This window comes from Pedobacter namyangjuensis, assembly GCF_003313325.1.
Classification (GTDB): domain Bacteria; phylum Bacteroidota; class Bacteroidia; order Sphingobacteriales; family Sphingobacteriaceae; genus Pedobacter; species Pedobacter namyangjuensis.
Genome location: NZ_QMHQ01000001.1, coordinates 1,183,435 through 1,208,754, shown reverse-complemented (window position 1 = coordinate 1,208,754; position 25,320 = coordinate 1,183,435). Strand labels below are relative to the sequence as shown.

The window sequence follows — 25,320 nt, the reverse complement described above, 5'->3', positions numbered from 1 at the left end:
ACTGATGAAGATTACTTTAATAGCCGTTGGCAAAACCGAAGACAAATATTTAATTGAAGGGATTGAGAAGTATCTTAATCGACTAAAACATTACATCAACTTCAATATTGTCATCATCCCAGATATAAAAAACACCAAGAGTTTAACAGAGGCTCAGCAAAAAAATAAAGAAGCAGAATTTATTAGCAAGCAAATTAATAATACCGATGTGGTTGTTTTATTAGATGAAAAAGGTAAAAAACATAGTTCTGTATCTTTCTCTGCATACCTGAACAAACAAATGGTTGGAAGCGTACAAAATCTGGTTTTTATAATTGGAGGTCCGTACGGATTTGATGAAAGTATTTACAAACGTGCCAATAGTAGTTTATCCTTATCTGACATGACATTCTCGCATCAAATGGTTCGCCTATTTTTTGTTGAGCAACTTTATAGAGCATTTACCATTTTAAAAAACGAACCTTATCATCATGCTTAAACATATAATTTTCATATTATTCTCGGTTTTTACAGCGAATGTTTTTGCGCAATCTGCGCACACAGAATATAATTTAGGATTGGGCAAGTTTAATGAAAAAGATTTTAATGGCGCAATGCTGCATTTTAATAAGGCATTAACCATAGACAGCTCTTTTGCAGATGGTTACAGTATTAGAGCCACCGCAAAAACGTATCTACGTGATTTAAAGGGAGCAATAGATGATTATTCGCGTGCTTTATCAATTAATAAAAATGCTGAAAACTATTTCAACAGAGGTCATTTAAAATATCAATTAAAAGATTACAAAAGTGCTATTGCTGATTATACTGAGGCCATTAAACTGGACGCAAACAATGCGCTACTATTTTACACCCGCGGACTTACCTACCAATTGCTTAAAAATACTGAAGCTACATTGGCGGATATGAATAGTGCAATCTCCCTAAACAAAAACTACAAAGAAGCTTATTTTATAAGTGCAAATTGCAAACGTGATTTGGGTGATAGAAATGGTGCAATTGCAGATTACAGCAGTTCTATTAAACTTGACGCTAATTTTGAAAATGCCTACTTTAATAGAGGTGTTTTGTTTGGGCTTAATAAAAATCACGAAAGTGCTATTAAAGACTTTAAGAGCGTAAACGCAATTAATCCAAAAAATGCTAAAGCCTACTACAATAGTGGCATGGCTTATGTGCAATTAAATCAGCAATCGGCAGCTTGCGCCCAGTTTAGGTTAGCGGTAAGCAATGGCTTTAAAGAAGCAAAACCTTTGGCCGATAAATATTGTAAATAATTAAATAGATTGTGGAAATGATGAACTTATCACATCATTTATTAAAATAGGAGGAAATATGTTACCTGGAGATTATAAGAGAAAATATCGTTTTAGATCAGATACTTCGCAAGAGAAAAAATATATCAGACTTGCTACTATTATTTCGATCATAATAATGATTGTTTTAGCGCTATTAATGTATAGACCATTTGGTTTATAAAAAAAACGCCAAGCTGATATTAGCTTGGCGTTTTTATGATAAAGAGTAAAAAATTATACTCCTTTTTTGCTTGTCATGCTTGCTTTTTTAGCTGGCGCTGATTTAGCAGTAGGCGCCTTAGCATTTGTAGGTTTCGCTTTCGGCGTAGTTGCTTTAGCTTTCAAATCTGCCTTATCATCTGCTTTGGCACCTTCTACAACCGCACCTGGAGCTTCCTCAGTAAATAAAGGTAAATCTTTTAATAAGTTATACCAAGATAAAATCTTCTTCATATCCGAAGCATAAACTTTCTCTTGATCATGACCTTCTGCAACTTCTAAGAAATATTTTCTTAGAGCGTTGCCATCAGCTTTGGCATCAGGAATATTTGCTTTTGTAGCATCTATTTTGCCTAAAACATCAATTAGTTTAATTTCTTGTTCTTCACCATAAATGGTAATATCTTCTAACGATGCAAGCTTAGTTGTAGAAATATTAGCTACAATTTTAACCTTCTTCTCATCTAAGCTTTCTAAAACGTAGCCAGCTTTATTTTGTCCTACTAACTTATATAGGCCCGGTCTGCCAGATACGGCTACAATTCCTCTTAAATTCATATGTTTTTTTCGTATTGAGTAATGCGTATTGCGCAACGCGATTGATGTCCATTCGCCGTCCGCAATACTCTATACTATTAATTAATCAGCTAAAACCTCGATTGTTAAAATTTTGTCGCCTTGTTTAATACTGTCTACAAGATCAACATTTTCTATCACCTTACCAAAACAAGTATGGTTACGATCTAAGTGTGCTGTATTTGTTCTGCTGTGGCAAACAAAGAATTGAGAACCACCAGTGTTTCTACCAGCGTGAGCCATAGATAATACGCCACGATCGTGGTATTGGTTTTCGCCAGTTAACTCACAATCAATTTTGTAACCCGGACCACCTGTACCAGCCATACCAGAAGCACCATCTTTAGAATTAGGGCAACCACCTTGGATTACGAAATCAGGAATCACTCTGTGAAAAGCCACTCCGTCATAAAATCCTTCAGAAGCTAATTTTTTAAAGTTGGCAACAGTATTAGGAGCATCTACGTCATAGAACTCAACAGTCATGTCGCCTTTTTCAGTTTTTATTATTGCTTTACTCATCTTATTTTTCTTTGTAAACGGCAAATTTACTAAATTGAATTGAAAGCAATGTAAAATGCTTCTAAATCCTATCAAGAAAATATAAAAACATATCGTTTATTAATATTCTCCGTTTTTAAAAGAAAGAATATTTTTTAATGGCATTCAAAAAATATACATTCGTGTATCACCATAAAACATGATTTTGAGAAAATACAGTATTTTATTTTTCCTTCTATTTTTTTGCTTGATCGGCAAAGCTTCCTCTATTCTGGTTTATATGGATGAGGATCAGAAAAATCATTTAAAAGCCTACGGGCTTGCCTATTGGAGCATTAAAAACCAGGCAGATGTTAATTGGCTTTTAAATTATCGAGGCGGAAGTTTTTTGATTAAGTATGTTAAATCAGTAGAAGATGAATGCAAAGTTCGAGGTGTGTCTTACGAGATTTTAGCCGATGGAAAGGTTAATGCTATTTTAAATGAGATTAATCTGCCAGATGTTAATATGGAAATGGTGAAGTTGGAAAAAACACCAAAAATTGCAGTTTACTCTCCAAAAAGCAAATTACCCTGGGATGATGCAGTTACATTGGTTTTAACTTACGCCGAAATTCCATACGATTTGATTTATGATGATGAAGTGCTAAAAGACAAACTTACAAGCTACGATTGGCTGCACTTGCATCATGAAGATTTTACTGGGCAATATGGCCGGTTTTGGTCGTCTTTTAAAAATGCTACTTGGTACCGTGAAGATGTAAAATATCAAGAAGAAGCTGCCAAAAGAAATGGATTTAAAAAGGTAAGTGAAATGAAACTTGCCGTTGCTAAACGTATAAAAGAGTTTTGCGCCGGAGGCGGATTTCTGTTTGCCATGTGTTCCGGAACCGACAGTTTCGATATTGCTCTTGCCGCTGAAGGCGTAGATATTGCAGAGCGCATGTTTGACGGCGATGGAACAGACGCTAATGCTCAAAGTAAAATAGACTATAACAAAAGCGTAGCCTTTAAAGACTTTCAAATAGATTTAAATCCAGAGCGGTACGAATTTTCTGATATTGATGTAACACAGACCAGAAATTTTAACAAAACAAACGATTTTTTTACGCTTTTTGATTTCTCTGCTAAATGGGATTTAGTGCCGACTATGCTAACTCAAAACCACGACAAGGTTATAAAAGGTTTTATGGGGCAAACTACCGCTTTCAGGAAAAAACTCGTAAAACCTAGTGTAACTGTACTCGGCGAAAATAAAGGTGGCGCCGAAGTTAGGTATTTGCATGGCGAAATAGGAAAAGGTCAGTTTACGTTTTACGGAGGACACGATCCGGAAGATTACCAACATCAGGTTAACGACCCACCGACAGATCTGAGCCTACATCCAAACTCCGCTGGCTACAGGCTTATTTTAAATAATGTACTTTTCCCGGCCGCAAAGAAAAAACCGCAAAAAACTTAACTATTAGTTTATAATTTAATGCGAAAATTATGCTAATTCATACAACTTTGTGATTTTATAGAGCGTACTAAACCCAAAGCGCACACCCTCAATAAAACCCATCAAAACACTGTTTAGCAACACTTTAACACTAGAACAAAATTAATTTAAATTACTTTGGCATAGCTTTTGGAACTAAGCAACTAATACCAATTTTAAATTGGCATTATTTACTTTAACAAAAACCATATGAAAAAGTTATTATTAAGCGGTGCGGCAATTTTATTTGCAACAGGAGCTTTTGCTCAAACCACCATGACAGGTTCTGATGCCAGAATCGGTATTAAAGCCGGAGTGAATCTTTCTACTTATAGCGGAACAGGAGCATTAGACAGAGACTACAAAACTAACGTAGGCTACAATTTTACTGCTTATGGAGATTTCGGAGTTGGAAACAATTTCTTTATCCAACCAGGTATTTCCTTACAAAACAAGGGAACTAAGCTAACAAGTTCTGGTACAATTGCAGGAAACACTGTTACTGGAACATTTAAACAAGATGTAATGGCAATTGAAGTTCCAATTAATGCAGTATTAAGAATTCCTACGGGAGATGCAGGTGCTATTCAACTTAGTGCGGGTCCTTATGTTGGTTTTAACATTGCAGGCAAAAACAAGTATTCCGGCAGTTTCTCTAACGGAACTTCTGAAACAACATTTAGCGATAGAGATATCGAGTTTGGAAGTGAGTCAAACGACGATTTAAGTAGCGTTGACTTTGGTGCGAACTTCGGTTTAGCTTACCGTTTAAACAATGGTGTTACTGTAGGCGCTAATTACGGACTTGGATTATCGAATTTGGTTCCAAAAGATGCAAGATCAAATGATGACAAATTAAGAAACCGTGTTTTAGGTTTTAGCGTTGGCTACTCATTCTAACCGAATTGTACTACATCAAAAAGGCTTCAGAAAATTCTGAAGCCTTTTTTGTTAATCATAAAAATTCCAGCTCAATCCAAGTTTTAACGACCTATCTGGCATAGGATATTTGTTTACAGTGTAAATTCCTTTACTTAGCAAACCTTGGTTTGCATAATCATACTTAGCAAAAAGATTAGCCCTGCGCAACCCTACTTTAACCCATGCATCTATAACAGGCTTAGAAGAAAAGGTAATATTGTCGCCATTGTAAAACTGGCTAGCTGGCGCAGAGTATGATGACGCTATAAAAGAAGTATGGTACCTAACATCAATACCAATTTGAGTTTTAAGTCTCCTAAAAAACGTTTGTTCTTTATACAAACTATTAAAAGTGTAAAACTCAGGTGTTCTTAAAACATTCTGATTATCTGTTTTTTGGTAAACTACATAAGCATCCAAATGCCAAGTGTTGTACTTAAATTTTTTGCCAACACTTATATTAATCAGACTAATATCTCCACTTTGTTGTACCGGAATTATGGCTAATGTTTTATTAGGATCGGCTGCGAAATACAAGTGATTCGTAATAAGATAATAAGAGGCCGTCGCATCTAATTTGTACTTGTCATTTAGGTAGCTGAAAGATAAGTTTGCTGTTTTTGTACGATCAAACCTAAAATCCCAATTGTAGTAATTACCATAATAGCGATTATAAATTTGCTCTGGAGATTTATTTTGCAAGTAAGCGCCAAGAATGATGCGACCTATATTTTTGCTCAGAATAAAATTACTTCTTGCCTCATACATAAAATCTCCTGTGTGCTCGCCCTGAAAAATCTGCTGAAGATTTAAGTTAAAATCAACCTTGTTACTAAAACGATAACCAATGGCCCCTAACAAACTGATATTTTGAAAAGAGGTTTCCCAAGAATAAAAAGTAGAGGTATCTCTTAAAAATCCATATTGCGCATATTTATAAAAATCATGCTTAATACCTGCATCAATCTTTAATTCGTTCTTTATAATCGAACTTCCTTTAGCTCGCAAAAAGAAGCTATATATAAATTCGTTTTGCACATGTTTTACGTTTGTAGAATCGTTTGTAAACATAGCATCGATGGTAGTTTCTGGCAGCGCATTGTAACTATCCGCTTCATCCTTTTTAAAAGAGAACGCACTAGAGGTATAACTTAACGAGTAATTAATTTTGTTAGTTGGCAATATATTTTGCGTGCTGTTAAGTCCGGTACTATCTATCCGCCCAACAAAATAACTTTGTCTTATCAGGATCGAATTTTTGCGCCATAATTGCCTAGCGCTCGTTAATTTTACGTTTTCAGCTTTTTTATCCGCCAGAGCCTCATCGTCATTAAAAATATCATCTTTTACCAACGATCCATTTTCCTGCGCTTTCATGGTATTAAAAACCCCGTCTACCCATAAATTATAACGTTTATTGGGCGATTGATACCAAGTAAAAACGGCAGCATTTAAATCGTCGCCACGTTGGTTTTGATAATCTCCATTGGCGCCAATTCTATTAAAATTAGCGCCGAAGTTTAAGTTTTTATTAATGTTTTGAGAGTGTGTAAGTTTTAACACCTGTTCTTTCTCGCCCCCACTTACATAATAAAGGTTAGTAAAAGCTGTTCTGGCTCTGTAGAATTTCACATCATCATGATCCATCACATAATAATTTAACGAGTGAAAGCCAGGGTCGAAACCTATAGTTTTTGAGGGTTGAAACAAAAGTGACCTAGCCGCCAAGCCTAAAACCCCAGTACCTACTGTAGGGTTGCGGGGTTGAGCTATGACGCTAAAATTCTGTATACCGGTTAAACCCGTATCAATAGGCAAGGTTTGTATACTATCCTTTGTAAGTTTACGGGTAGTATACCTAATATATTTCGAGTCGAAAACCACCGAATCCTGGCTGCTTTCGGCTTTTTTTCTTAGCGAATCTAGCTCTTTATTATTGCCTACGTTAGTTTTTAAATCTTGCGCAAAAGCGTTCCCTACGCCTAATATCGAAACAAAAAAAAGTAAAGCTACAAGTTGTTTTAACATTACAATGCAGAGATAAGCTGACTAAGAATTTTTGTCAATTTTGGTTCGGCAACAGCAGCAGTTTCCAGAATTTCGTCTAAATTAAAAGGCTGTAAATCCTCCGGAAAACCCTCGTCTGTTAATACCGAAATAGCAAAAACTGGCAACGCCATATGGTTAGCTACGATAACTTCTGGAACGGTGCTCATACCAACAGCATCACCACCAATTATACGTAAATATTTATATTCCGCCTTTGTTTCTAAATTTGGGCCGGTTACTGCTACATAAACGCCTTGGTGGCAAATAATGCCTTGTTCTTCCGCTACTTTTAAGCCGTCAGCAATTAATTTTTTATTGTAAGGCTGGCTCATATCCGGAAAACGCGGACCTAAGTCGGCATCATTTATCCCGCGAAGCGGACTTTCTGGCTGCAGGTTTATGTGATCGTTGATAATCATCAAATCGCCCTTTTTAAACTCAGGATTTAAAGAACCAGCAGCATTTGAAACGAAGAGATGTTTTATACCTAAAGCCTTTAGCACTCTAATTGGAAAAGTAATTTGCTGCATCGAATAACCCTCGTAAAAGTGCAAACGACCTTGCATTGCAACCACCTTTTTACCTTTAAGCGTACCAAATATTAATTTACCAGAGTGAAACTCTAAGGTTGAAATAGGAAAATTAGGAATACTCGAGTACATAATACTGTGCTCAATTTCTATCTCTTTTACTAAACCGCCCAAGCCAGTACCTAAAACAATCCCCACTTCTGGCTCAAAAACACCAATCTTCTTTTGTAAGTACTCAACCGATTCTCTTATAGCTTGCAACATATTCTAGTATATTTTGGTCAAAGGTAAATTTATCTTTTGGTGCTATCGCAATTTCTATGGGCAAATAGTACAGAGGCAAATTTAGCAGTAAATCTTTTAAATTTTCTCCTATTAAACGCTTAGCGTCTTTTTCTGTTGTTATTATTATTTTTTGCTTAGCAGGATGATTGTTAAACGCATTAATTAGCTGATTAATATCTTGCTCATTAAAATTATGGTGGTCGGGATGTTTAAAATGAAAAACTGATTTCGAAATCTTTTCTAGATAGGACACGAGCGGTTTGGGATTTGCAATTCCTGTAAGTAAAAACATATCGTAACTTTGGTCTTCTAGCTCAACTATTGGTGCAGAAAACACAGGAACCAAATCGCCGTATATAATTTCAGAAAAAGAGATGCGTTGATCAATTCTTGTATCAACCTTTTTTCTTACTTCAATTTGGTCCATCATGTTTAATGGTAGTGGCGTTTTGGTTATCAGCACAGCTTGTGCCCTATCGTAATTACTCCAAGGCTCCCGTAGATTCCCCGCGGGCAACATAAACTGAAACTTCCTTGTACTGGCATAATCAAAAAGAAGCAAGTTAAATCCGGCTTTAACGGCTCTATGCTGGTAGGCATCGTCCAACAAAATCACGTCGTGATCTTCTTTTAATTGGTTAATTCCGTAAACTCTATCTTCGCAAACAGCAACGGTAACATCATCAAATTTCTGGTAATACTGTAAAGGTTCATCGCCAATAGTTTCGGCAGTCGCGTTATTATCCGCCAATAAATAACCTTTGGTTTTTCTGCCATAGCCCCTACTCAAAATAGCAATTCTATAGCCGTTTAAAAGCCTAACGATATATTCTGTTGTTGGCGTTTTACCTGCGCCACCCAAAACTAAATTTCCCACGCAAATAACTGGTAAATCAAATTGATGAGACCTCAGCATGTTCCAATCGTACATTTTATTTCTTATCAGGATAATAAATCCGTACAAAATAGAAACTGGGAACAATAAAAAGCGAAGATATTTTATCATAAAACAGGTCGAAAATACGATTTATTTTAAAAAAGAACAGTATCACTTATTGGCTTATATTTACTCCAGAAAGAAAAGATAAACGAAAGAGAAAATAATTTTCGTTGTGTATTATTTTTTTGGCTCCAATAAAAGCAGTAATTATTTTTTCGTTATTATTGATTTTTCAAAGAAAAACTATGTCTCCAAATAAACGATTAAAAGTTGGCCAAGGTCAAATTAGCGGCTACATTTCTATCTTCCTTGCGGTGCTGGTACTGTTAAGTGTATTCTGCTTTCGTTATCCAGAACAATTAACTACACCAGAGTTTAGAGAAGTTTATACCAAAAGCATAGCCGAGGCACTAATGATTTTCGGCGTAATTGCCTCTTTCTTTTTTGCATTACTCAGTTTATTATTAAGTAAGAAAATAAAATTAGCTCTAATTGGTACCTCAATTACTGGCCTCGCCATTATCTTAGGTGCACTAACATTAAACGGCAGAGACGTTGCCAAAACAAATTGGCATTTTGGTTTAGATTGGATGATATTAGATTTACTTCTAATGGTTGCTATTTTCGTTCCATTAGAATTGTTTTTCCCAAAAAACAAATCGCAAACCAAATTTCATGAAGAATGGCGCACAGATTTAACCTACTTTGTAATTAGCCACTTATTTATCCAATTTTTCGGTATCGTTACACAAAAACCTGCTGTTTTATTCTTCGGTTGGATAGGCTTAGAGCAACTGCATACTTGGGTACAAGGCTTGCCGTTTATAGTTGCGTTGTTTTTAGCATTTTTTACTACAGATCTATTCCAATATTGGGCACATAGGTTATTCCACAACAAAGTGTTTTTGTGGCGTTTTCATTCCATCCATCATTCTACACAAAACATGGATTGGCTTGCGGGTAGCAGAACGCATTTTATAGATATATTCTTCACCAGAGCAATGACATTTATTCCGCTTTATGTATTAGGATTTTCATCAACTGTGTTTAACGTTTATATTATTTTTATAGCTATACACGCTGTATTAATTCATGCAAATACACGTATAAATTTCGGCCCGATAAAATACATTTTTACCACGCCGCAATATCACCATTGGCATCATTGCGAAGACCCAAAATATTACGGCCATAACTTCGCATCTATTTTTCCTTTTATAGATATGATGTTTGGCACCTATTATTTACCGGGTAAAAAATGGCCCGCCGGTACCGGTGTGCACGAAGCTGCGTACCCTAAGGGATTTATAAAACAATCTATTTACCCATTTACAAAAAGCCCTTTCGATACTAATTTGAACATGGAAGAGCGAAGTGATAGGTAGGCGACAAAATATCCCTCCAATTCTGTCAGTAATCTTACATAAAAATTCTATGCGCAAGGGGCAAATACCTATATTTGTGCAAACAAGAAATATTTTATGCTTAAAGGATTTTTTAACGTACCTGCGCCTGTTAACGAACCTATTTTGGGTTACGCTCCGGGTAGCAAAGAACGCGAACTATTAAAAGCGGCTTTATTAGAAGGCCGTTCTCAGGTAATCGATATACCGATGTACATTGGTAGCGAATTGGTTTATACCGAGACCAAAGGAAAAATTACTCCTCCTCACGATCACCAACATGTATTGGCAACATACAGTAAGGGAAATAAAAACCATGTAAGCCAAGCAATTGATGCAGCCTTAGCAGCAAAAGCTGATTGGGAAAACCTTGCTTGGGAACACAGAGCAGCTATATTTTTAAAAGCAGCTGATTTAATTGCTGGCCCGTACCGCTATAAATTAAACGCCGCAACCATGTTGGGTCAAAGCAAAAATGCTTACCAAGCAGAAATAGACTCAGCTTGCGAATTGATTGATTTCTTACGTTTTAACGTAAGCTACATGACAGAAATTTACAAGCAACAACCTCCTGTTTCTCCTCGTGGTAGTTGGAACAGAGTTGAACAACGCCCGTTAGAGGGTTTTGTATTTGCTTTAACACCATTTAACTTTACCGCAATTGCAGGCAACTTGCCTACTTCTGTAGCAATGATGGGTAATGTTGTGGTTTGGAAACCGGCAAATACACAAATTTATGCGGCCAATGTTTTAATGGAAATTTTCCGCGAAGCGGGATTACCTGATGGTGTTATAAACTTAGTTTACGCTTCAGGACCTGATGCTGGAGATGTAATTTTCTCTCACCCTGATTTTGCTGGTATTCACTTTACTGGATCTACAGGTGTTTTTCAGGATATTTGGAAAACCATTGGTAACAACATACATAAATTTAAAACCTACCCTCGCATAGTTGGCGAAACTGGTGGTAAAGATTTTATCTTAATTCACGGTTCTGCCGAGCCAGAAGCATCTAGTACTGCAATAATCCGCGGTGCTTTTGAGTACCAAGGGCAAAAATGTTCTGCAGCGAGCAGGGTTTACATTTCTAAAACCATTTGGCCAGAGGTTAAAAAATATATGCTACGTGATTTAGCTACCTTTAAGATGGGTGGAACTGAAGATTTTAGCAATTTTATCAATGCGGTTATAGATGAGAAGTCATTTGATAACTTAGCGAAATACATTGATGCTGCGAAAAAAGATAGCGAAGTTGAAATAATTGCTGGTGGAAATTACGATAAGAGCAAAGGTTATTTTATAGAGCCAACTGTTTTGGTTGTAAAAGACCCGAAATATACCACTATGTGCGAAGAGTTATTCGGACCGGTTTTAACAATTTTCATTTACGAAGACAAGGATTTTGAAAAAACGTTGGACATTATAGATTCAACTTCTATTTATGCGTTAACGGGCGCAGTGATTGCTCAAGACCGTTATGCAATTGAAAAGGCAACACAACGTTTAAGAAATGCCGCTGGTAACTTCTACATTAACGACAAATGTACCGGAGCTGTAGTTGGGCAACAACCTTTCGGTGGTGCAAGAGGCAGTGGTACAAACGATAAAGCTGGTTCGATGATTAACTTATTACGATGGGTTTCTCCACGTACAGTTAAAGAAACATTTGATCCGCCTAAAGATTACCGTTACCCATTTTTAGCTGAGTAAGCTAGTAAACATAATTTAAAAACCGTTCAACAATCAGAACGGTTTTTTTTGTGACCAAATGTTTTTATGAAAAGCCAAAACAGTAATCCTATTTATTTAAGCCCTGCCAACGCTACTCCCGATAATTCGGGATCCGCGAATGTCAGGTTTAGAAATACAGGTTTCTGCAACAATGTATTTTTTATCTGCACAAGCTTTAATTTTAGCCCTGATTGAAGCGGAAATCTCCCGATTTTTTCATCGGGAATTGAAGCGTAAAGCAGGAAGAAACTTAGTAGAATACACAAAAATTGCGCTCCTATCTTCTCTACAAAAAAGTAAAATTTATTGCCAAAAAAAATGTCTCCATAAAGCTTGTGCTCTAGGAGACATTTAATTTTATAGCAATTAATAATTAAATACTCATTTTAAATACAGGATCCATCTCGTCTGCTGCAGAAAAAGTAGATTTCAGGTCGTTGATTAAACCTGTTTTTAAGCTGTACACCCAAGCATGAACAGATAATTCTTGTCCGTTAGCCCAAGCATTTTGCACAATAGAGGTGCTGATTACATTGTTAGCACTATGGATGGCGTTTAATTCTACCAAACGGTCAATTTTCTGGTCTTCTGGCAAGCCATCAACCTCTTGTTGGTTAAAACGGTAAACGTCCTTAATGTTTCTTAACCAATTATCTATTAACCCTACTTGTTTGTTACCATGTGCAGCGGCAACACCACCACAACCATAATGGCCGCAAACAATGATGTGTTTAATTTTTAACACGTTAACCGAATAATCGAGTACACTTAGCATACTAATATCTGTATGTGTTACCACGTTTGCAATGTTTCTGGTTACAAAGATATCACCCGGCATAGTATTGGTAATTTTATCGGCCGGCACACGGCTATCCGAACAGCCTATCCATAATACAGGCGGCTTTTGCCCCGCCGAAAGTTTTTCAAAGTAATTTGGATCTTCGTCTAAAGTTCTTTCTACGAAATCCTTATTACCCTGAAGTAAGTTTTCTAAAGTTATTTCTTCTCTTGTTAAAAGATCATCTGAATGATTTGCGCACATAATTTTACTGATTAATTTCTTCTACAATTTTTGAATTTAATTTTGGTACGGTATAATGCTTCTTCACATTTTCTAACGTTACTATAATACCCTTAGTGTAGGCATTATGTTTGTAATTAAATATAGTTTCTAAAACATCTGGATCTATGTACCTGGAGTTAGAGCCATCTATAACTACATTTGTTTCTTTTGGGATACCCGTCAATAACACTTGTATTGATGCTTTATTAAGGAATGATACCTCTTCTGCCAGCTTTATTCGAATGTTTTTTTTATCGCCATCTTCTTGTACCTTATAAAAAAAAGGGTTGCGCATGTTAGTGCGCAAAAGATAAAATACAGAAACCGCCATACCTATACCCACACCTTTCAGTAAATCGGTTAATAGTACGGCAACTATGGTAACTACAAATGGTACAAATTGGTCCCAACCTTTATGGTACATGTGCTTAAACAACGCAATACGAGTTAGCTTATAACCTGTTACCAATAAAATAGCTGCCAAACATGCATACGGTATCATGTTTATGATTTTCGGGATAAAAAGCAATGATAACAGTAAAAGCAAACCATGGAATATAGCCGACATTTTTGTTCTTCCACCAGCGTTTACGTTTGCCGAACTACGTACAATTACCGATGTCATTGGTAAACCACCTAAGAAACCACTTATCATGTTTCCTGTTCCCTGTGCAATTAGCTCCCTGTTTGTTGGTGAAACTCTTTTGATAGGATCAATCTTATCAACTGCCTCAATGCTTAGCAGTGTTTCCAAACTTGCAACTACGGCAATGGTAACGGCTACCATGTAAACTTTTGGATTAGCTAACGCTTTAAAATCTGGCAATTTAAAAAGGCCAAAAAAGTCTGATGCGCCATTAACAACAGGAATAGATACGAATTGATCTTGACGCAATGCATCAGCACCGCCGTTAAATAAAAGTGCACCTATAACTCCTATTATAACGACTACTAGTGGTGCTGGCACTACGCTCAATTTCTTAAATTTTGGCCAAAGTATTAAAACTACGATAGACAATGCCGCTATAGCCAATGCTGCAATACTAACGTGATTTATTGCCGCTCCAATAGCACTAAATGTGTTTTCATGATCTGCTTGCGAGAATTGTTCATCGCCGAAAAAATCTGAATCTACACCTAACGCATGTGGTAATTGTTTTAAGATTAATGTTAGACCAATGGCGGCCAACATTCCTTCAATTACGCTAGATGGAAAGTAATTACCGATTGTACCCGCTTTAATTACGCCGAGTATAATTTGCATAATACCTGCCAAAATAACAGCTACCACAAATATCTGGAAACCACCTAAATCGTTAATGGAGGTTAGAACAATAACCGTTAACCCGGCTGCCGGACCAGTTACACTTAATTGAGAGCCACTAATTGATGCTACAACCGTACCACCAACTATACCAGCAATAAGGCCCGCAAACAAAGGCGCCCCAGAGGCAAGTGCAATACCTAAACACAAAGGTAATGCAACCAGAAAAACCACCACACTAGAGGGTAAATCTTTCTTTAAGTTTTTTGCCGAAAAATATTTTTTCACATCGAACATAGACGAGTTCGAATTCACGTTTTCCATAACACTTAGCGTTATATTTTTTAATTTTTATGATAGAATTACCCCGTAAAACGAATTACAAGGCGGATAAAAATTAAGAAAAGTTGGGAGGAGGCGTGGGAACAGATGGATGATAGGGATCTACGTATCTCCTAGAATGATTGATAAAACTATTTGGCAATCCGTAAGAGATTACCAAAGGCACATAAACCACATCGAACCGTTGGAACATTAGTTTATGATCTGCAAATTTCACATTTCCTTTGCCTGTTTCTTCGCCATTGTTTTCAACCTCTAATTGCATAATTACTGCATTCATTAGGCTTTTATCAATTGATGAGAAAAAAACAGGTGCACCAGAAATTACCATCTTTGTTGTAAAGATAACCATGAAGGCCATTACAATAAGTATATAGTATTTCCTTAGGAACATAATTTAATTTTGCGTTTTTCCAAAAATAGCTCCAAAAAGCTGAAATTATCAAATAAATAAGTAATTAATTTGTAATTTGTAGCAAAAAACATACAAAAACAACTGTAAAATAGCAAGTTATAAAATTTAAAACCGCTTATTTTTCTAATGTTATTCTAATCTTATAACTAAGCCTTGATCCCAAAATTTTCTTTTGGGTGATAAATCATCAATAAAAAACGGTAGAAATTAAGAAGTGTTTTTACCTTTAGCTATCAGAGTAATATATTTACATTATAACCTTTGAGCCAAGAAGCCAATATAAATCTTGCTATGCAAAACAAAATTGAGAATCTACAAAACAAAATTAAGGCAGCACACTTAGGTGGTGGTCAGTCCAGAATAGATAGTCAGCATAAAAAAGGAAAACTTACTGCCAGAGAACGCATCCATTTTCTAATGGATGAAGGTAGCTTCGAAGAAATAGGTATGCTTGTTACACACAGGAGCACAGATTTTGGTATGGAAAAAGAGAAATACCTAGGTGATGGTGTGATTACTGGTTATGGCAATATCAACGGTCGCTTAACCTATGTTTTCTCTCAAGACTTTACCGTTTTTGGAGGCTCACTATCTGAAACCCATGCCGAAAAAATTTGCAAGATAATGGAAATGGCAATGAAAAACGGCGCTCCAATTATTGGCTTAAACGACAGCGGTGGTGCAAGAATACAAGAAGGTGTAGTTTCTTTAGGCGGTTATGCCGATATATTCTACAAAAATGTGCAAGCTTCTGGCGTAATCCCACAGTTGTCGGCAATTATGGGTCCGTGTGCCGGCGGGGCGGTTTACTCGCCTGCTATTACAGATTTTATTTTAATGGTAGAAAATACTTCATATATGTTTGTAACTGGGCCAAACGTAGTTAAAACCGTTACGCATGAAGAAGTAAGTTCAGAAGAATTGGGTGGCGCAAGTACGCACGCTACAAAATCAGGCGTTACGCACTTTGCCTGCGCTAATGAGATAGAAGCAATTAGCTATTTAAAAAAGCTGCTTAGCTATGTTCCGCAAAATTGCGAAGAAACGCCAGACAATTTGCCTTACGAGCCCGGTGATGAGCAGCGACCTAATTTAGATCATCTCTTACCTCAAAATGCATCGCAACCTTATGATATTAGAGATGTTGTTACTGCAATAGTTGATGAGGAGAGCTTTTTTGAAGTACATGCTGCCTACGCAGAAAATATTGTTGTAGGTTTTGCCCGCCTAGCAGGAAGAAGCATAGGAATTGTTGCTAACCAACCGGCGTATTTGGCTGGCGTTTTAGATAGCAACTCATCAATCAAAGCTGCTCGTTTTGTCCGCTTCTGCGATTGTTTTAATATCCCATTACTTGTATTAGAGGATGTACCCGGATTTTTGCCTGGAACAGACCAAGAGTGGAATGGCATCATCACCAATGGTGCGAAATTATTATACGCTTTTAGCGAGGCTACCGTACCCCGTATTACCGTAATTACCCGTAAGGCTTACGGCGGTGCTTACGATGTGATGAACTCAAAACACATTGGCGCTGATATGAATTATGCATGGCCAACTGCCGAAATTGCGGTTATGGGTGCTAAAGGTGCAGCCGAAATTATCTTCAAAAGAGAGATTTCTGCTGCCGAAAACCCGCAAGAGAAATGGATGGAAAAAGAAAAACTATACTCGGATATTTTTGCAAACCCCTACCGTGCCGCAGAGCGAGGTTTTGTAGATGAAGTTATAGCGCCTTCGCAAACAAGAATTAAATTGATAAAAGCTTTTAAAATGCTTGAGAACAAAGTAGTAAACAACCCTCGTAAAAAACACGGAAATATTCCTTTGTAAACGTATGGCGGTAGTAGTAGAACAAATTTTTCCATCGTTAACTTGGCGTATAAGGCATGTAGCCATGTATCCACAACATCCATTTGATTTTGTTAAACTCGAAAATGATTTTGACGGGATTCATTTCGGCTTATACGCGAACCATGAACTGAGCGGTGTAGTTTCGCTTTTTATAGAGGGTAGCGTTGGCCAATTTAGAAAGTTTGCCGTTTTGCCTGAAGTTCAAGGCCAAGGGTTGGGCAAACAACTTCTCGCCTACTTAATAGATTTCTGCAAAATCCAAAAACTGACAAAACTTTGGTGCAATGCAAGAGTTAATGCAAAAGAATTTTATACTAAATTTGGCTTCCTAGAAACGAACAAAACCTACACAGCAGATGGATTTGATTTTGTAATTATGGAATTAGAAATACAGTCAGTTTAATCACAAAATAATAAATCACTAACCTGTAAAATCACTTTAATCGGTGTAATCACATATACAATGGCAAAGAAAAAAGACGAAGAAAACAAGAAAAAACATATCCCGGTAGTAAATAAAAAATCGCTGCAGTTTTTCGAAAAATACATTAACAATGCAGCTCCAACTGGTTATGAGTGGGAAGGGCAAAAATTATGGCTAGAATATTTAAAACCTTATATCGACGAACATTTTGTAGATAATTACGGCACTGCGGTTGGTGTAATTAATCCAAAAGCACCCTATAAAGTTGTTATAGAAGCACATGCTGATGAAATTTCTTGGTATGTGAACTACATCACTAGCGATGGTTTAATTTACGTGATTCGTAACGGCGGTTCAGATCATCAAATAGCACCATCAAAACGCGTAAATATTCATACAGAAAAAGGCTTGGTTAAAGCTGTATTTGGTTGGCCAGCTATCCATACACGCAGTGGCGAAAAAGAAGAGGCACCTACTTTAAAAAATATCTTTTTAGATTGTGGCGCTACTACCAAAGAAGAAGTAGAAAACATGGGCATACACGTAGGTTGCGTAATAACTTACGAGGACGAGTTTATGGTTTTAAACGACAGATATTATGTTGGCCGTGCTTTAGATAACCGTGCTGGTGGTTTTATGATTGCCGAAGTTGCCCGTTTAATTAAAGAAAACAAGAAAAAACTTCCCTTTGGTTTATACATTGTAAACTCTGTACAAGAAGAAATTGGCCTGCGTGGTGCCGAAATGATTGCACAACGTATTAAACCAAACGTTGCAATAGTAACAGACGTTACGCATGATACCACAACACCAATGATTAGCAAAATAACGCAAGGTGAAATGGCTTGCGGTAAAGGTCCTGTAGTTTCTTATGCACCAGCAGTTCAAACTAATTTAAATAAGCTGCTTATTAAAACGGCCGAAAAAAATGGAATTCCTTTTCAGCGTCAAGCTTCTTCTCGCTCAACTGGTACAGATACAGATGCGTTTGCTTATTCAAATGGTGGCGTTCCATCGGCCTTAATCTCTTTACCATTACGCTACATGCACACCACCGTAGAAATGGTTCACAAAGAAGATGTGGATAATGTAATTAGCTTAATTTATCAAAGCTTGCTCACTATAGAAGCCAACCAAGATTTTAGAGAATTTAAATAAGCAATGGAGCAAAAAATAGATTACAAAAAAATAATATTAAGCACACTTTTAAAGGTATTTCTAATACTTGTAATTGTATTCTTTTTTAATACTTGGCCCTATATCATGCAAAGTTTGGATGGCAGAACACCGCCATTTAAAGACTGGCTAGACCACAGTGTAAAGATGAGCAATGTTTACGTTATTGTTATTGCAGGGGCATATTTCTATTTTAATGGTGTTTCCAAAGCCAAACACAATATCGAAAATCAATAAAACAGTTGACTAAAAAAAAGAAAGATCTGGAGCAATACTTCAGGTCTTTTTTATTTGAAAAGCAATGGCATTGCAACTATCTAATTACAGCCCCGCTAATGTTACTGCCACGAATTAATTGAAAATAATCGAGGTGGCATCCACTAATATCGGGTTTAGGTAACTTAAGTCAATGTAAAAAACAACGATGATCTTATCTAACCGAATCTTTAAGAAATCAAATCATATTACATTTTTCATTTCAATAATTCTTTCCTAATTTGAACTCGCAAACATCTACACCATGAGCGACAAAAAAATATTATTTACAGAGAAAATTAAAGCATCTTATGCACCTACAGGTGCATCTATATATTTAGGAGCAGGAATTTTAGACGGCGAAGTTTTAGGAGATGCAGAAGTAAATCTGCCTCTACGCATGATGAATCGCCACGGTTTAATTGCCGGAGCAACCGGAACAGGTAAAACGAGAACTTTACAACTTTTGGCAGAACAGCTTTCTGATGCAGGCGTACCCGTTTTTATGCTAGACGTTAAAGGAGATTTATCTGGTCTTTATCAAGCCGGAACATCAAACCCTAAAATTGAAGAAAGAGCTACGCAACTTAAAAAAACATTTACTCCTTCTGGGTTTCCAATAGAATTATATTCATTAACGGGAAAAGCTGGTGCGCAAATGCGTGCAACTGTTACCGAATTCGGACCAGTTTTACTGGCTAAAATTCTAGAACTTAACGATACGCAAACGGGTGTTTTAGCGGTAATATTTAAATATGCCGATGATAATAAAATGCCAATTGTTGATCTTAACGACCTTAAAAAACTGTTAAGTTACTTGGCTGAGGGCGATGGCGCAGCAGAAATAAAAAGCAGTTATGGTTCAATATCTACAGCTACTTCTAGCACCATTTTAAGAAAAATTGTTGCTATTGAGCAACAAGGCTTGGGTGGTATGTTTGGAGAAACTTCTTACGATATTGAAGATCTTTTCAGTCGTGTAGATGGTAAAGGTGTAATTAGCTTGCTAAACATAGCCGATGTGCAAAGTCAGCCCGTACTATTTTCTACTTTTCTGCTTAGCTTACTTGCCGAAATCTATCAAACCATGCCAGAGGCTGGCGATTTAGATAAACCAAAATTGGTTTTCTTTTTTGACGAAGCCCACCTGCTGTTTAACGACGCTCCTAAAGCGTTTTTAGAACAAGTTAATACCATTATCAGGTTAATTCGTTCTAAAGGAATTGGCGTCTTCTTTTGCACCCAGTCTCCAATGGATATTCCCGAAACGGTTTTGGCGCAATTAGGTAACCGTGTACAGCATGCACTTAGGGCTTTTACACCAAATGATGTGGATGCCTTGAAAAAAACGGTTAACACTTATCCTAAATCAGATTTTTATGAAATTGACAAAGTCTTAACTTCTTTAGGTACAGGACAAGCTTTGGTAACCGTGCTTAACGAAAAAGGTATACCGACGGAGGTTGCTGCAACCATGCTTACGCCACCAAGGGCTTTAATGGGCCCAATGGCAAATATAGACTGCGAAAAATTGATGCAGGCAAGCCCGCTGTTTACAAAATATCAGAAAACAATAGATCCTATAAGCGCTTTCGAAATGCTTACAGATAAGATTAACCAAAAACTTGCAGAAGAGAATGAAGTGAAGGCAGCGCAAGAGGAGCAAAAAAGAATAGAACAAGAAAGTAAACCGAAACCCGGCGAAAAAAGCCTAGTTGAAAAAGTTATGGGCGCAACCATTACTCGGCAAATAGGTAAAGAAATTGTTAGAGGCTTATTTGGTATGTTAACTGGGAAAAAAACACGTTCAAAAAGTGGCGGTCTCTTTGGTTTTTAAAATATTATAATCTCCAATAGTCCAAAATAACTATAAAGAGTTATAAGCCAAATTACTAATTTAGCAATATGAAACCTACCTTATTAATTTTAGCCGCTGGGATGGCTAGCCGTTATGGCAGTATGAAACAGATTGATGGATTTGGCCCGAATGGCGAAACAATCATCGATTATTCTATCTATGATGCAATTAATGCCGGATTTGGCAAAGTTGTTTTCATTATTAAAGAAGAGTTTTTAGAAAACTTTAAAAATATATTTGATCCGAAACTTGCCGGAAAAATTGAAGTGGATTACGTTTTCCAAAATTTCGATTTAAAACAATTTGGTATTGAAGAAGAAATTTACAGAGAAAAGCCTTGGGGAACTGCGCATGCAATTTTATCTGGCAGAAAAGTAATTAACGAACCATTTTGTGTTATTAATGCAGATGATTATTATGGTTATGATGCATTTAAAAAAATGGTTGATTTCTTAAACGAAGAAGCTACCGATAGCAATTATTCCATTATCGGTTACCAAATAGGTAAAACACTTTCTGATTTTGGCGCCGTATCTCGTGGTGTTTGCAAAGTAGACGAAGCAGGAAATTTAGAAGAAATTGTTGAGCGTACCAAGGTTTACAAAGATGGCGAAACTATTGTTTATGAAGAAGACGAGAAGAAATTTCCGTTAGCTTATGAAACACCTGTTTCAATGAACTTTTGGGGATTCACTCCTGCAGTTTTTGCAATAACTGAAAAACTATTTAAAGAATTTGCCTTAGCTAACCAAGATAAACCTAAAGCAGAATTTTTTATTCCGTTAATTGGTGAAAATTTAGTTAAAAGCAACACCGCAACTTTTAAAGTGGTTCCAACTTCTAACCAATGGTTTGGTGTTACATACAAAGAAGACAAACCTTTTGTACAGGCAAGTATAGACCAGCTAATAAAAGATGGTGCCTACCCAGAAAAATTATGGAGCTAAATTTAGCTGAAGAAATATTGTTAGCCTACGGTTTCAGCAGTGAAACCGTAGTTTTAAACCAAATAGGTTCGGGGCATATTAACCGAACCTTTTTGCTTACTACTAAAAATGGAGAAAAATATATTCTGCAGAATATAAATACCCACGTTTTTAACGATCCAAATGCTATCGCAAACAACATAAATGCGGTGGCAAAATATCTAAAAACCAAATCTCCTAACTACCTTTTTCCTGCACCTGTTGCTACCGAAGGTGGTGAGCTGATGTTCCATTTTGAAGAGCAGTACTGGCGACTTTTGCCTTTTGTGCCAAATACAATAGCTTTTGACACATTAAGCGAGCCAAAGCAAGCTTATGAAGCCGCTAAACAGTTTGGCAAATTGACGCACCTTTTAAATGGTTACAATACTGAGAATTTAAAGCCTACAATTATTGGTTTCCACGACTTAAGTTGGAGATATGAGCAATTTACCTTAGCCTTAAATGAGGCTAAGGATGATTTAAAGAACAGCGCTTCGAATGAAATTGAAACTGCACTACACCATCATTTTATTGTAGATTACTATAACTCTTACGAGCGGAGCAACAACTTTCCGGATAGGGTTATACATCACGACACCAAGATAAGTAATGTTCTATTGGCCGAACATAGTTTCGACGGAATTTGCGTAATTGATCTAGACACGCTGATGCCAGGCAAATTTATCTCAGACTTAGGTGATATGATGAGGACTTACCTATGTGCATTCTCTGAAAACGAAACCGATTTAAGTAAAATCAAGATTCGTTTAGATTATTTTAGGGCTACGATTGAAGGCTATCTATCTGAAATGTCGGCTATTTTAACTGAAACAGAAAAAGATTTAATTCTATTTTCAGGAAAATATATTGTTTATATGCAAGCACTTCGTTTTTTAACTGATTACTTAAACGGTAGTATTTATTATCCAATTGCTTACCCTACTCAAAATTTAGACAGAGCCAAAAATCAGTTCAAGTTGCTAAGCGAGTTATTTGAAAACGAAAAGGTTTTACAAGGCATTATTGAAGAGTGTTTATAGATTTTGCATAATTCATTATCATTTTCCGTTAGCTGAAGCCGAGATTATCTAATTAAGTCTTAGCTATCTTATAAACATTCATTTCCGTCGGCTTTAGCCGACGTTTTTTATGCAATTTAGTTTTGGGCTTTAGCCACATTGGTTAATAGTTGTACAAGCTTTTGTTATTTAAACCCGACCGTAGCGAAAATACTTTTTTATTTTTTGCCTTAGCTTAAAGCCGATCCCGACTTTTCGGGAGAGGCATCTCTTATTTTTTGACCACTAGCTTAAAGATTTCTCCCTGCGCTATAAATGACGAAAATAAAAAAGATTGCAGCGAATGGCGAGACTGTTTTTGCCCTGAAATACAGCCATTCATTTTCCAATAAAAAAATAGCTTCGCATAACAGACTGCTTCGTCGCTAAAAAGCCTCCGAAGAGCGGAAATGAAAAAAGCGTCACTGAAATTAATCAGCAACGCTTTTTATATATTAATCTTTGGACTTTCAGACCTCAGATTTTCTGACTACTTTTTCTCGTCGTCTTTTACTTCTTCAAAATCAACATCAGTAACAGTATCGCCACCTTGTTGCGCATCAGCCTGTGGTGCATCACCCTGAGGTTGCTCACCAGCTTTATACATTTCCTCTGAAGCTACGTTCCATGCAGCTTGCAATTCTTCTTGAGCCGCATCGATATCTGCAAAGTTACGAGACAAATGAGCTGCTTTTAATTTCTCTAAACCAGCTTCGATTGGCGCTTTTTTATCATCAGATAATTTATCGCCAAACTCTTTTAATTGTTTCTCAGTAGAGAAAATTAAAGCATCAGCACCGTTAATTTTATCTGCTTCTTCTTTTTGTTTAGCATCAGCTTCAGCATTTGCTTCAGCTTCTTCTTTCATTTTCTTGATTTCTTCATCAGTTAAACCAGAAGATGCCTCGATACGGATTTTTTGCTCTTTACCTGTAGCTTTATCTTTAGCGCTTACGTGTAAAATACCGTTAGCATCAATATCAAAAGCAACTTCTACTTGAGGCACACCACGTGGCGCTGGTGGAATACCATCTAAAATGAAACGACCAATTGTACGGTTTTGAGCAGCCATAGGGCGCTCGCCTTGTAAAATATGGATTTCTACCGAAGGCTGATTATCAGCAGCTGTAGAGAAAGTTTCTGCTTTTTTAGAAGGAATTGTAGTGTTAGCTTCAATTAATTTCGTCATTACACCACCCATAGTTTCGATACCTAAAGAAAGTGGCGTAACATCTAATAACAATACATCTTTAACCTCGCCAGTTAACACACCACCTTGAATAGCTGCACCAATTGCAACAACCTCATCAGGGTTTACACCTTTACTTGGCTCTTTACCAAAGAAAGCTTTAACAGCATCCTGAATCGCAGGAATACGAGTTGAACCACCTACTAAAATAATTTCGTCGATATCACCAACTTTTAAACCAGCATTTTTCAAAGCAGATTTACAAGGATCGATAGTACGTTTAATTAAATCGCCAGCTAATTGCTCAAATTTAGCACGGCTTAAGGTACGCACTAAGTGTTTTGGTCCGCTAGCATCAGCAGTAATATATGGCAAGTTAATTTCTGTAGAAGTTGTGCTTGATAACTCGATTTTAGCTTTCTCAGCAGCTTCTTTTAAACGTTGTAAAGCCATTGGGTCTTTAGATAAGTCCATGCTGTTTTCAGCTTTAAACTCGTCATTTAACCAATCAATAATAATGTGGTCAAAGTCGTCACCACCTAAGTGTGTATCACCATCAGTAGATTTTACTTCAAAAACACCATCACCTAATTCTAACACAGAAACGTCATGCGTACCACCACCGCAGTCAAACACAACAATTTTCATGTCTTTGTGCGCTTTGTCTAAGCCGTAGGCTAACGCAGCTGCTGTTGGTTCGTTAATAATACGCTTTACGTTTAAACCTGCAATTTCACCAGCTTCTTTAGTAGCCTGACGTTGTGCATCGTTAAAGTAAGCAGGTACAGTAATAACCGCTTCAGTAACTTCTTGTCCTAAGAAATCTTCTGCCGTTTTTTTCATTTTCTGCAAAATCATTGCAGAAATCTCTTGCGGAGTATATTTGCGGTCATCAATTTCAACACGTGGCGTGTTGTTGTCGCCTTTAACTACGCTATAAGGTACTCTACCAACTTCTTTCGAAACCTCAGCAAAGCTAGAACCCATAAAGCGTTTAATAGAATAAATTGTTTTTGTAGGGTTCGTTATCGCCTGACGTTTAGCAGGTTCACCTACTTTACGCTCGCCGTTTTCTGCAAAAGCAACAATAGATGGCGTTGTACGTTTACCCTCACTGTTGGCTATAACTACAGGTTCGTTACCTTCCATTACAGAAACGCAAGAGTTTGTTGTTCCTAAGTCTATACCAATTATTTTTCCCATTTTATTATGTATTTCTTTAAATTTTTTAATGTTTACAAGCTTAATAACAAGCAATGTGCCAATTGGGTTTTGGCAGAAATAACAGCTAAATATCTGTTAAAATGTAATAATTAAGCACAACATCTGCTGACACCTTGGCAGAAAATTGCGAAAGGCAGAAAGTATGAATCTGGAGTGTTTTGAAAACTAATGTCAGTAATTCTTGGGATTTTTCGTCCTGCTGTACGCTACAATCTTTTTTGCCCCTAAAATCCCTAAGCCGGAATCAGCAAAAAAGTATTTTCGCTTCCATCAGGTTTAATTAACAAAAGCTTGTAG

General features: G+C 36.7%; 23 protein-coding genes. 14 read left to right on the top strand and 9 right to left on the bottom strand.

Annotated features, from left to right (window positions below):
• Positions 1–4 precede the first annotated feature (4 nt).
• Positions 5–478: a 23S rRNA (pseudouridine(1915)-N(3))-methyltransferase RlmH gene (gene rlmH / locus DUT69_RS05415; protein ID WP_113652080.1), complete on the top strand. Its 474-nt coding sequence runs from the start codon at positions 5–7 to the stop codon at positions 476–478.
• Positions 471–1,277 carry a tetratricopeptide repeat protein gene (locus DUT69_RS05410; protein WP_113652079.1) on the top strand — a complete coding sequence of 269 codons (807 nt, stop codon included), beginning with the start codon at positions 471–473 and terminating at the stop codon, positions 1,275–1,277. Before rlmH ends, DUT69_RS05410 begins: the two co-directional genes overlap by 8 nt.
• Before the next feature lie 255 nt (positions 1,278–1,532).
• Here DUT69_RS05410 and DUT69_RS05405 read toward each other — a convergent pair whose 3' ends face one another.
• Both DUT69_RS05405 and DUT69_RS05400 read right to left on the bottom strand, forming a co-directional pair.
• A complete protein-coding gene (locus tag DUT69_RS05405; protein WP_113652078.1) occupies positions 1,533–2,075 on the bottom strand; it encodes a DUF5606 family protein in 543 nt (180 codons plus the stop codon).
• 81 nt (positions 2,076–2,156) lie between these two features.
• Positions 2,157–2,615 carry a peptidylprolyl isomerase gene (locus DUT69_RS05400; RefSeq protein ID WP_113652077.1) on the bottom strand — a complete coding sequence of 153 codons (459 nt, stop codon included), beginning with the start codon at positions 2,613–2,615 and terminating at the stop codon, positions 2,157–2,159.
• Between the two features lie 259 nt (positions 2,616–2,874).
• Here DUT69_RS05400 and DUT69_RS05395 point away from each other — a divergent pair, with 259 nt between their 5' ends.
• A complete protein-coding gene (locus DUT69_RS05395) occupies positions 2,875–4,056 on the top strand; it encodes an asparagine synthetase B (protein ID WP_205314230.1) in 1,182 nt (393 codons plus the stop codon).
• A 228-nt stretch (positions 4,057–4,284) separates the two neighbouring features.
• The gene (locus tag DUT69_RS05390; RefSeq protein WP_113652075.1) at positions 4,285–4,974 is read left to right on the top strand and encodes a porin family protein; all 690 of its coding nucleotides are present in this window, start codon (positions 4,285–4,287) and stop codon (positions 4,972–4,974) included.
• Between the two features lie 51 nt (positions 4,975–5,025).
• Here DUT69_RS05390 and DUT69_RS05385 read toward each other — a convergent pair whose 3' ends face one another.
• The 3 genes from DUT69_RS05385 to lpxK are packed head-to-tail and all read right to left on the bottom strand — an operon-like array spanning position 5,026 to position 8,865.
• Positions 5,026–7,023: a putative porin gene (locus tag DUT69_RS05385; protein ID WP_113652074.1), complete on the bottom strand. Its 1,998-nt coding sequence runs from the start codon at positions 7,021–7,023 to the stop codon at positions 5,026–5,028.
• A complete protein-coding gene (locus tag DUT69_RS05380; protein WP_113652073.1) occupies positions 7,023–7,838 on the bottom strand; it encodes a purine-nucleoside phosphorylase in 816 nt (271 codons plus the stop codon). Before DUT69_RS05380 ends, DUT69_RS05385 begins: the two co-directional genes overlap by 1 nt.
• On the bottom strand, positions 7,810–8,865 hold the full coding sequence (gene lpxK, locus DUT69_RS05375) for a tetraacyldisaccharide 4'-kinase (protein WP_113652072.1): 1,056 nt from the start codon (positions 8,863–8,865) through the stop codon (positions 7,810–7,812). The genes DUT69_RS05380 and lpxK overlap by 29 nt, the downstream gene beginning before the upstream one ends.
• A 179-nt stretch (positions 8,866–9,044) precedes the next feature.
• Here lpxK and DUT69_RS05370 point away from each other — a divergent pair, with 179 nt between their 5' ends.
• From DUT69_RS05370 to DUT69_RS05360, 3 genes are all read left to right on the top strand, one after another.
• On the top strand, positions 9,045–10,184 hold the full coding sequence (locus DUT69_RS05370) for a sterol desaturase family protein (protein WP_113652525.1): 1,140 nt from the start codon (positions 9,045–9,047) through the stop codon (positions 10,182–10,184).
• 96 nt (positions 10,185–10,280) lie between these two features.
• Positions 10,281–11,912, top strand: coding sequence for an L-glutamate gamma-semialdehyde dehydrogenase (gene pruA, locus DUT69_RS05365; RefSeq protein WP_113652071.1), 1,632 nt, complete (start codon positions 10,281–10,283; stop codon positions 11,910–11,912).
• Between the two features lie 139 nt (positions 11,913–12,051).
• Positions 12,052–12,288: a hypothetical protein gene (locus DUT69_RS05360; RefSeq protein ID WP_113652070.1), complete on the top strand. Its 237-nt coding sequence runs from the start codon at positions 12,052–12,054 to the stop codon at positions 12,286–12,288.
• Positions 12,289–12,306: 18 nt separating this feature from the next.
• Here the strand turns inward: DUT69_RS05360 and DUT69_RS05355 are convergent, their stop codons facing one another.
• The 3 genes from DUT69_RS05355 to DUT69_RS05345 form a co-directional block, all read right to left on the bottom strand.
• On the bottom strand, positions 12,307–12,975 hold the full coding sequence (locus DUT69_RS05355; RefSeq protein ID WP_113652069.1) for a carbonic anhydrase: 669 nt from the start codon (positions 12,973–12,975) through the stop codon (positions 12,307–12,309).
• Between the two features lie 4 nt (positions 12,976–12,979).
• Positions 12,980–14,584, bottom strand: a complete 1,605-nt coding sequence (locus DUT69_RS05350; RefSeq protein WP_113652068.1) for a SulP family inorganic anion transporter — start codon at positions 14,582–14,584, stop codon at positions 12,980–12,982.
• A gap of 73 nt (positions 14,585–14,657) precedes the next feature.
• Positions 14,658–14,996, bottom strand: a complete 339-nt coding sequence (locus DUT69_RS05345) for a hypothetical protein (RefSeq protein ID WP_113652067.1) — start codon at positions 14,994–14,996, stop codon at positions 14,658–14,660.
• 312 nt (positions 14,997–15,308) lie between these two features.
• Here DUT69_RS05345 and DUT69_RS05340 point away from each other — a divergent pair, with 312 nt between their 5' ends.
• The 7 genes from DUT69_RS05340 (at position 15,309) to DUT69_RS05310 (ending at position 22,592) form a co-directional block, all read left to right on the top strand.
• Positions 15,309–16,850 (top strand): acyl-CoA carboxylase subunit beta, encoded by a 1,542-nt coding sequence (locus DUT69_RS05340; RefSeq protein ID WP_113652523.1) that lies wholly within the window; start codon positions 15,309–15,311, stop codon positions 16,848–16,850.
• A 4-nt stretch (positions 16,851–16,854) separates the two neighbouring features.
• The gene (locus tag DUT69_RS05335; RefSeq protein ID WP_113652066.1) at positions 16,855–17,274 is read left to right on the top strand and encodes a GNAT family N-acetyltransferase; all 420 of its coding nucleotides are present in this window, start codon (positions 16,855–16,857) and stop codon (positions 17,272–17,274) included.
• Between the two features lie 60 nt (positions 17,275–17,334).
• Positions 17,335–18,453, top strand: a complete 1,119-nt coding sequence (locus DUT69_RS05330; RefSeq protein WP_113652065.1) for a M42 family metallopeptidase — start codon at positions 17,335–17,337, stop codon at positions 18,451–18,453.
• Between the two features lie 3 nt (positions 18,454–18,456).
• Entirely contained in the window at positions 18,457–18,708 is a 252-nt protein-coding gene (locus DUT69_RS05325) for a hypothetical protein (RefSeq protein WP_113652064.1), read from the top strand.
• A gap of 283 nt (positions 18,709–18,991) precedes the next feature.
• Entirely contained in the window at positions 18,992–20,563 is a 1,572-nt protein-coding gene (locus DUT69_RS05320; protein WP_113652063.1) for a helicase HerA-like domain-containing protein, read from the top strand.
• Between the two features lie 68 nt (positions 20,564–20,631).
• The gene (locus tag DUT69_RS05315) at positions 20,632–21,531 is read left to right on the top strand and encodes a nucleotidyltransferase family protein (RefSeq protein ID WP_113652062.1); all 900 of its coding nucleotides are present in this window, start codon (positions 20,632–20,634) and stop codon (positions 21,529–21,531) included.
• Positions 21,522–22,592: a phosphotransferase enzyme family protein gene (locus tag DUT69_RS05310; RefSeq protein ID WP_162796186.1), complete on the top strand. Its 1,071-nt coding sequence runs from the start codon at positions 21,522–21,524 to the stop codon at positions 22,590–22,592. Before DUT69_RS05315 ends, DUT69_RS05310 begins: the two co-directional genes overlap by 10 nt.
• 508 nt (positions 22,593–23,100) lie before the next feature.
• Here the strand turns inward: DUT69_RS05310 and dnaK are convergent.
• Positions 23,101–25,002: a molecular chaperone DnaK gene (dnaK, locus tag DUT69_RS05305; protein ID WP_113652522.1), complete on the bottom strand. Its 1,902-nt coding sequence runs from the start codon at positions 25,000–25,002 to the stop codon at positions 23,101–23,103.
• Positions 25,003–25,320 lie beyond the last annotated feature (318 nt).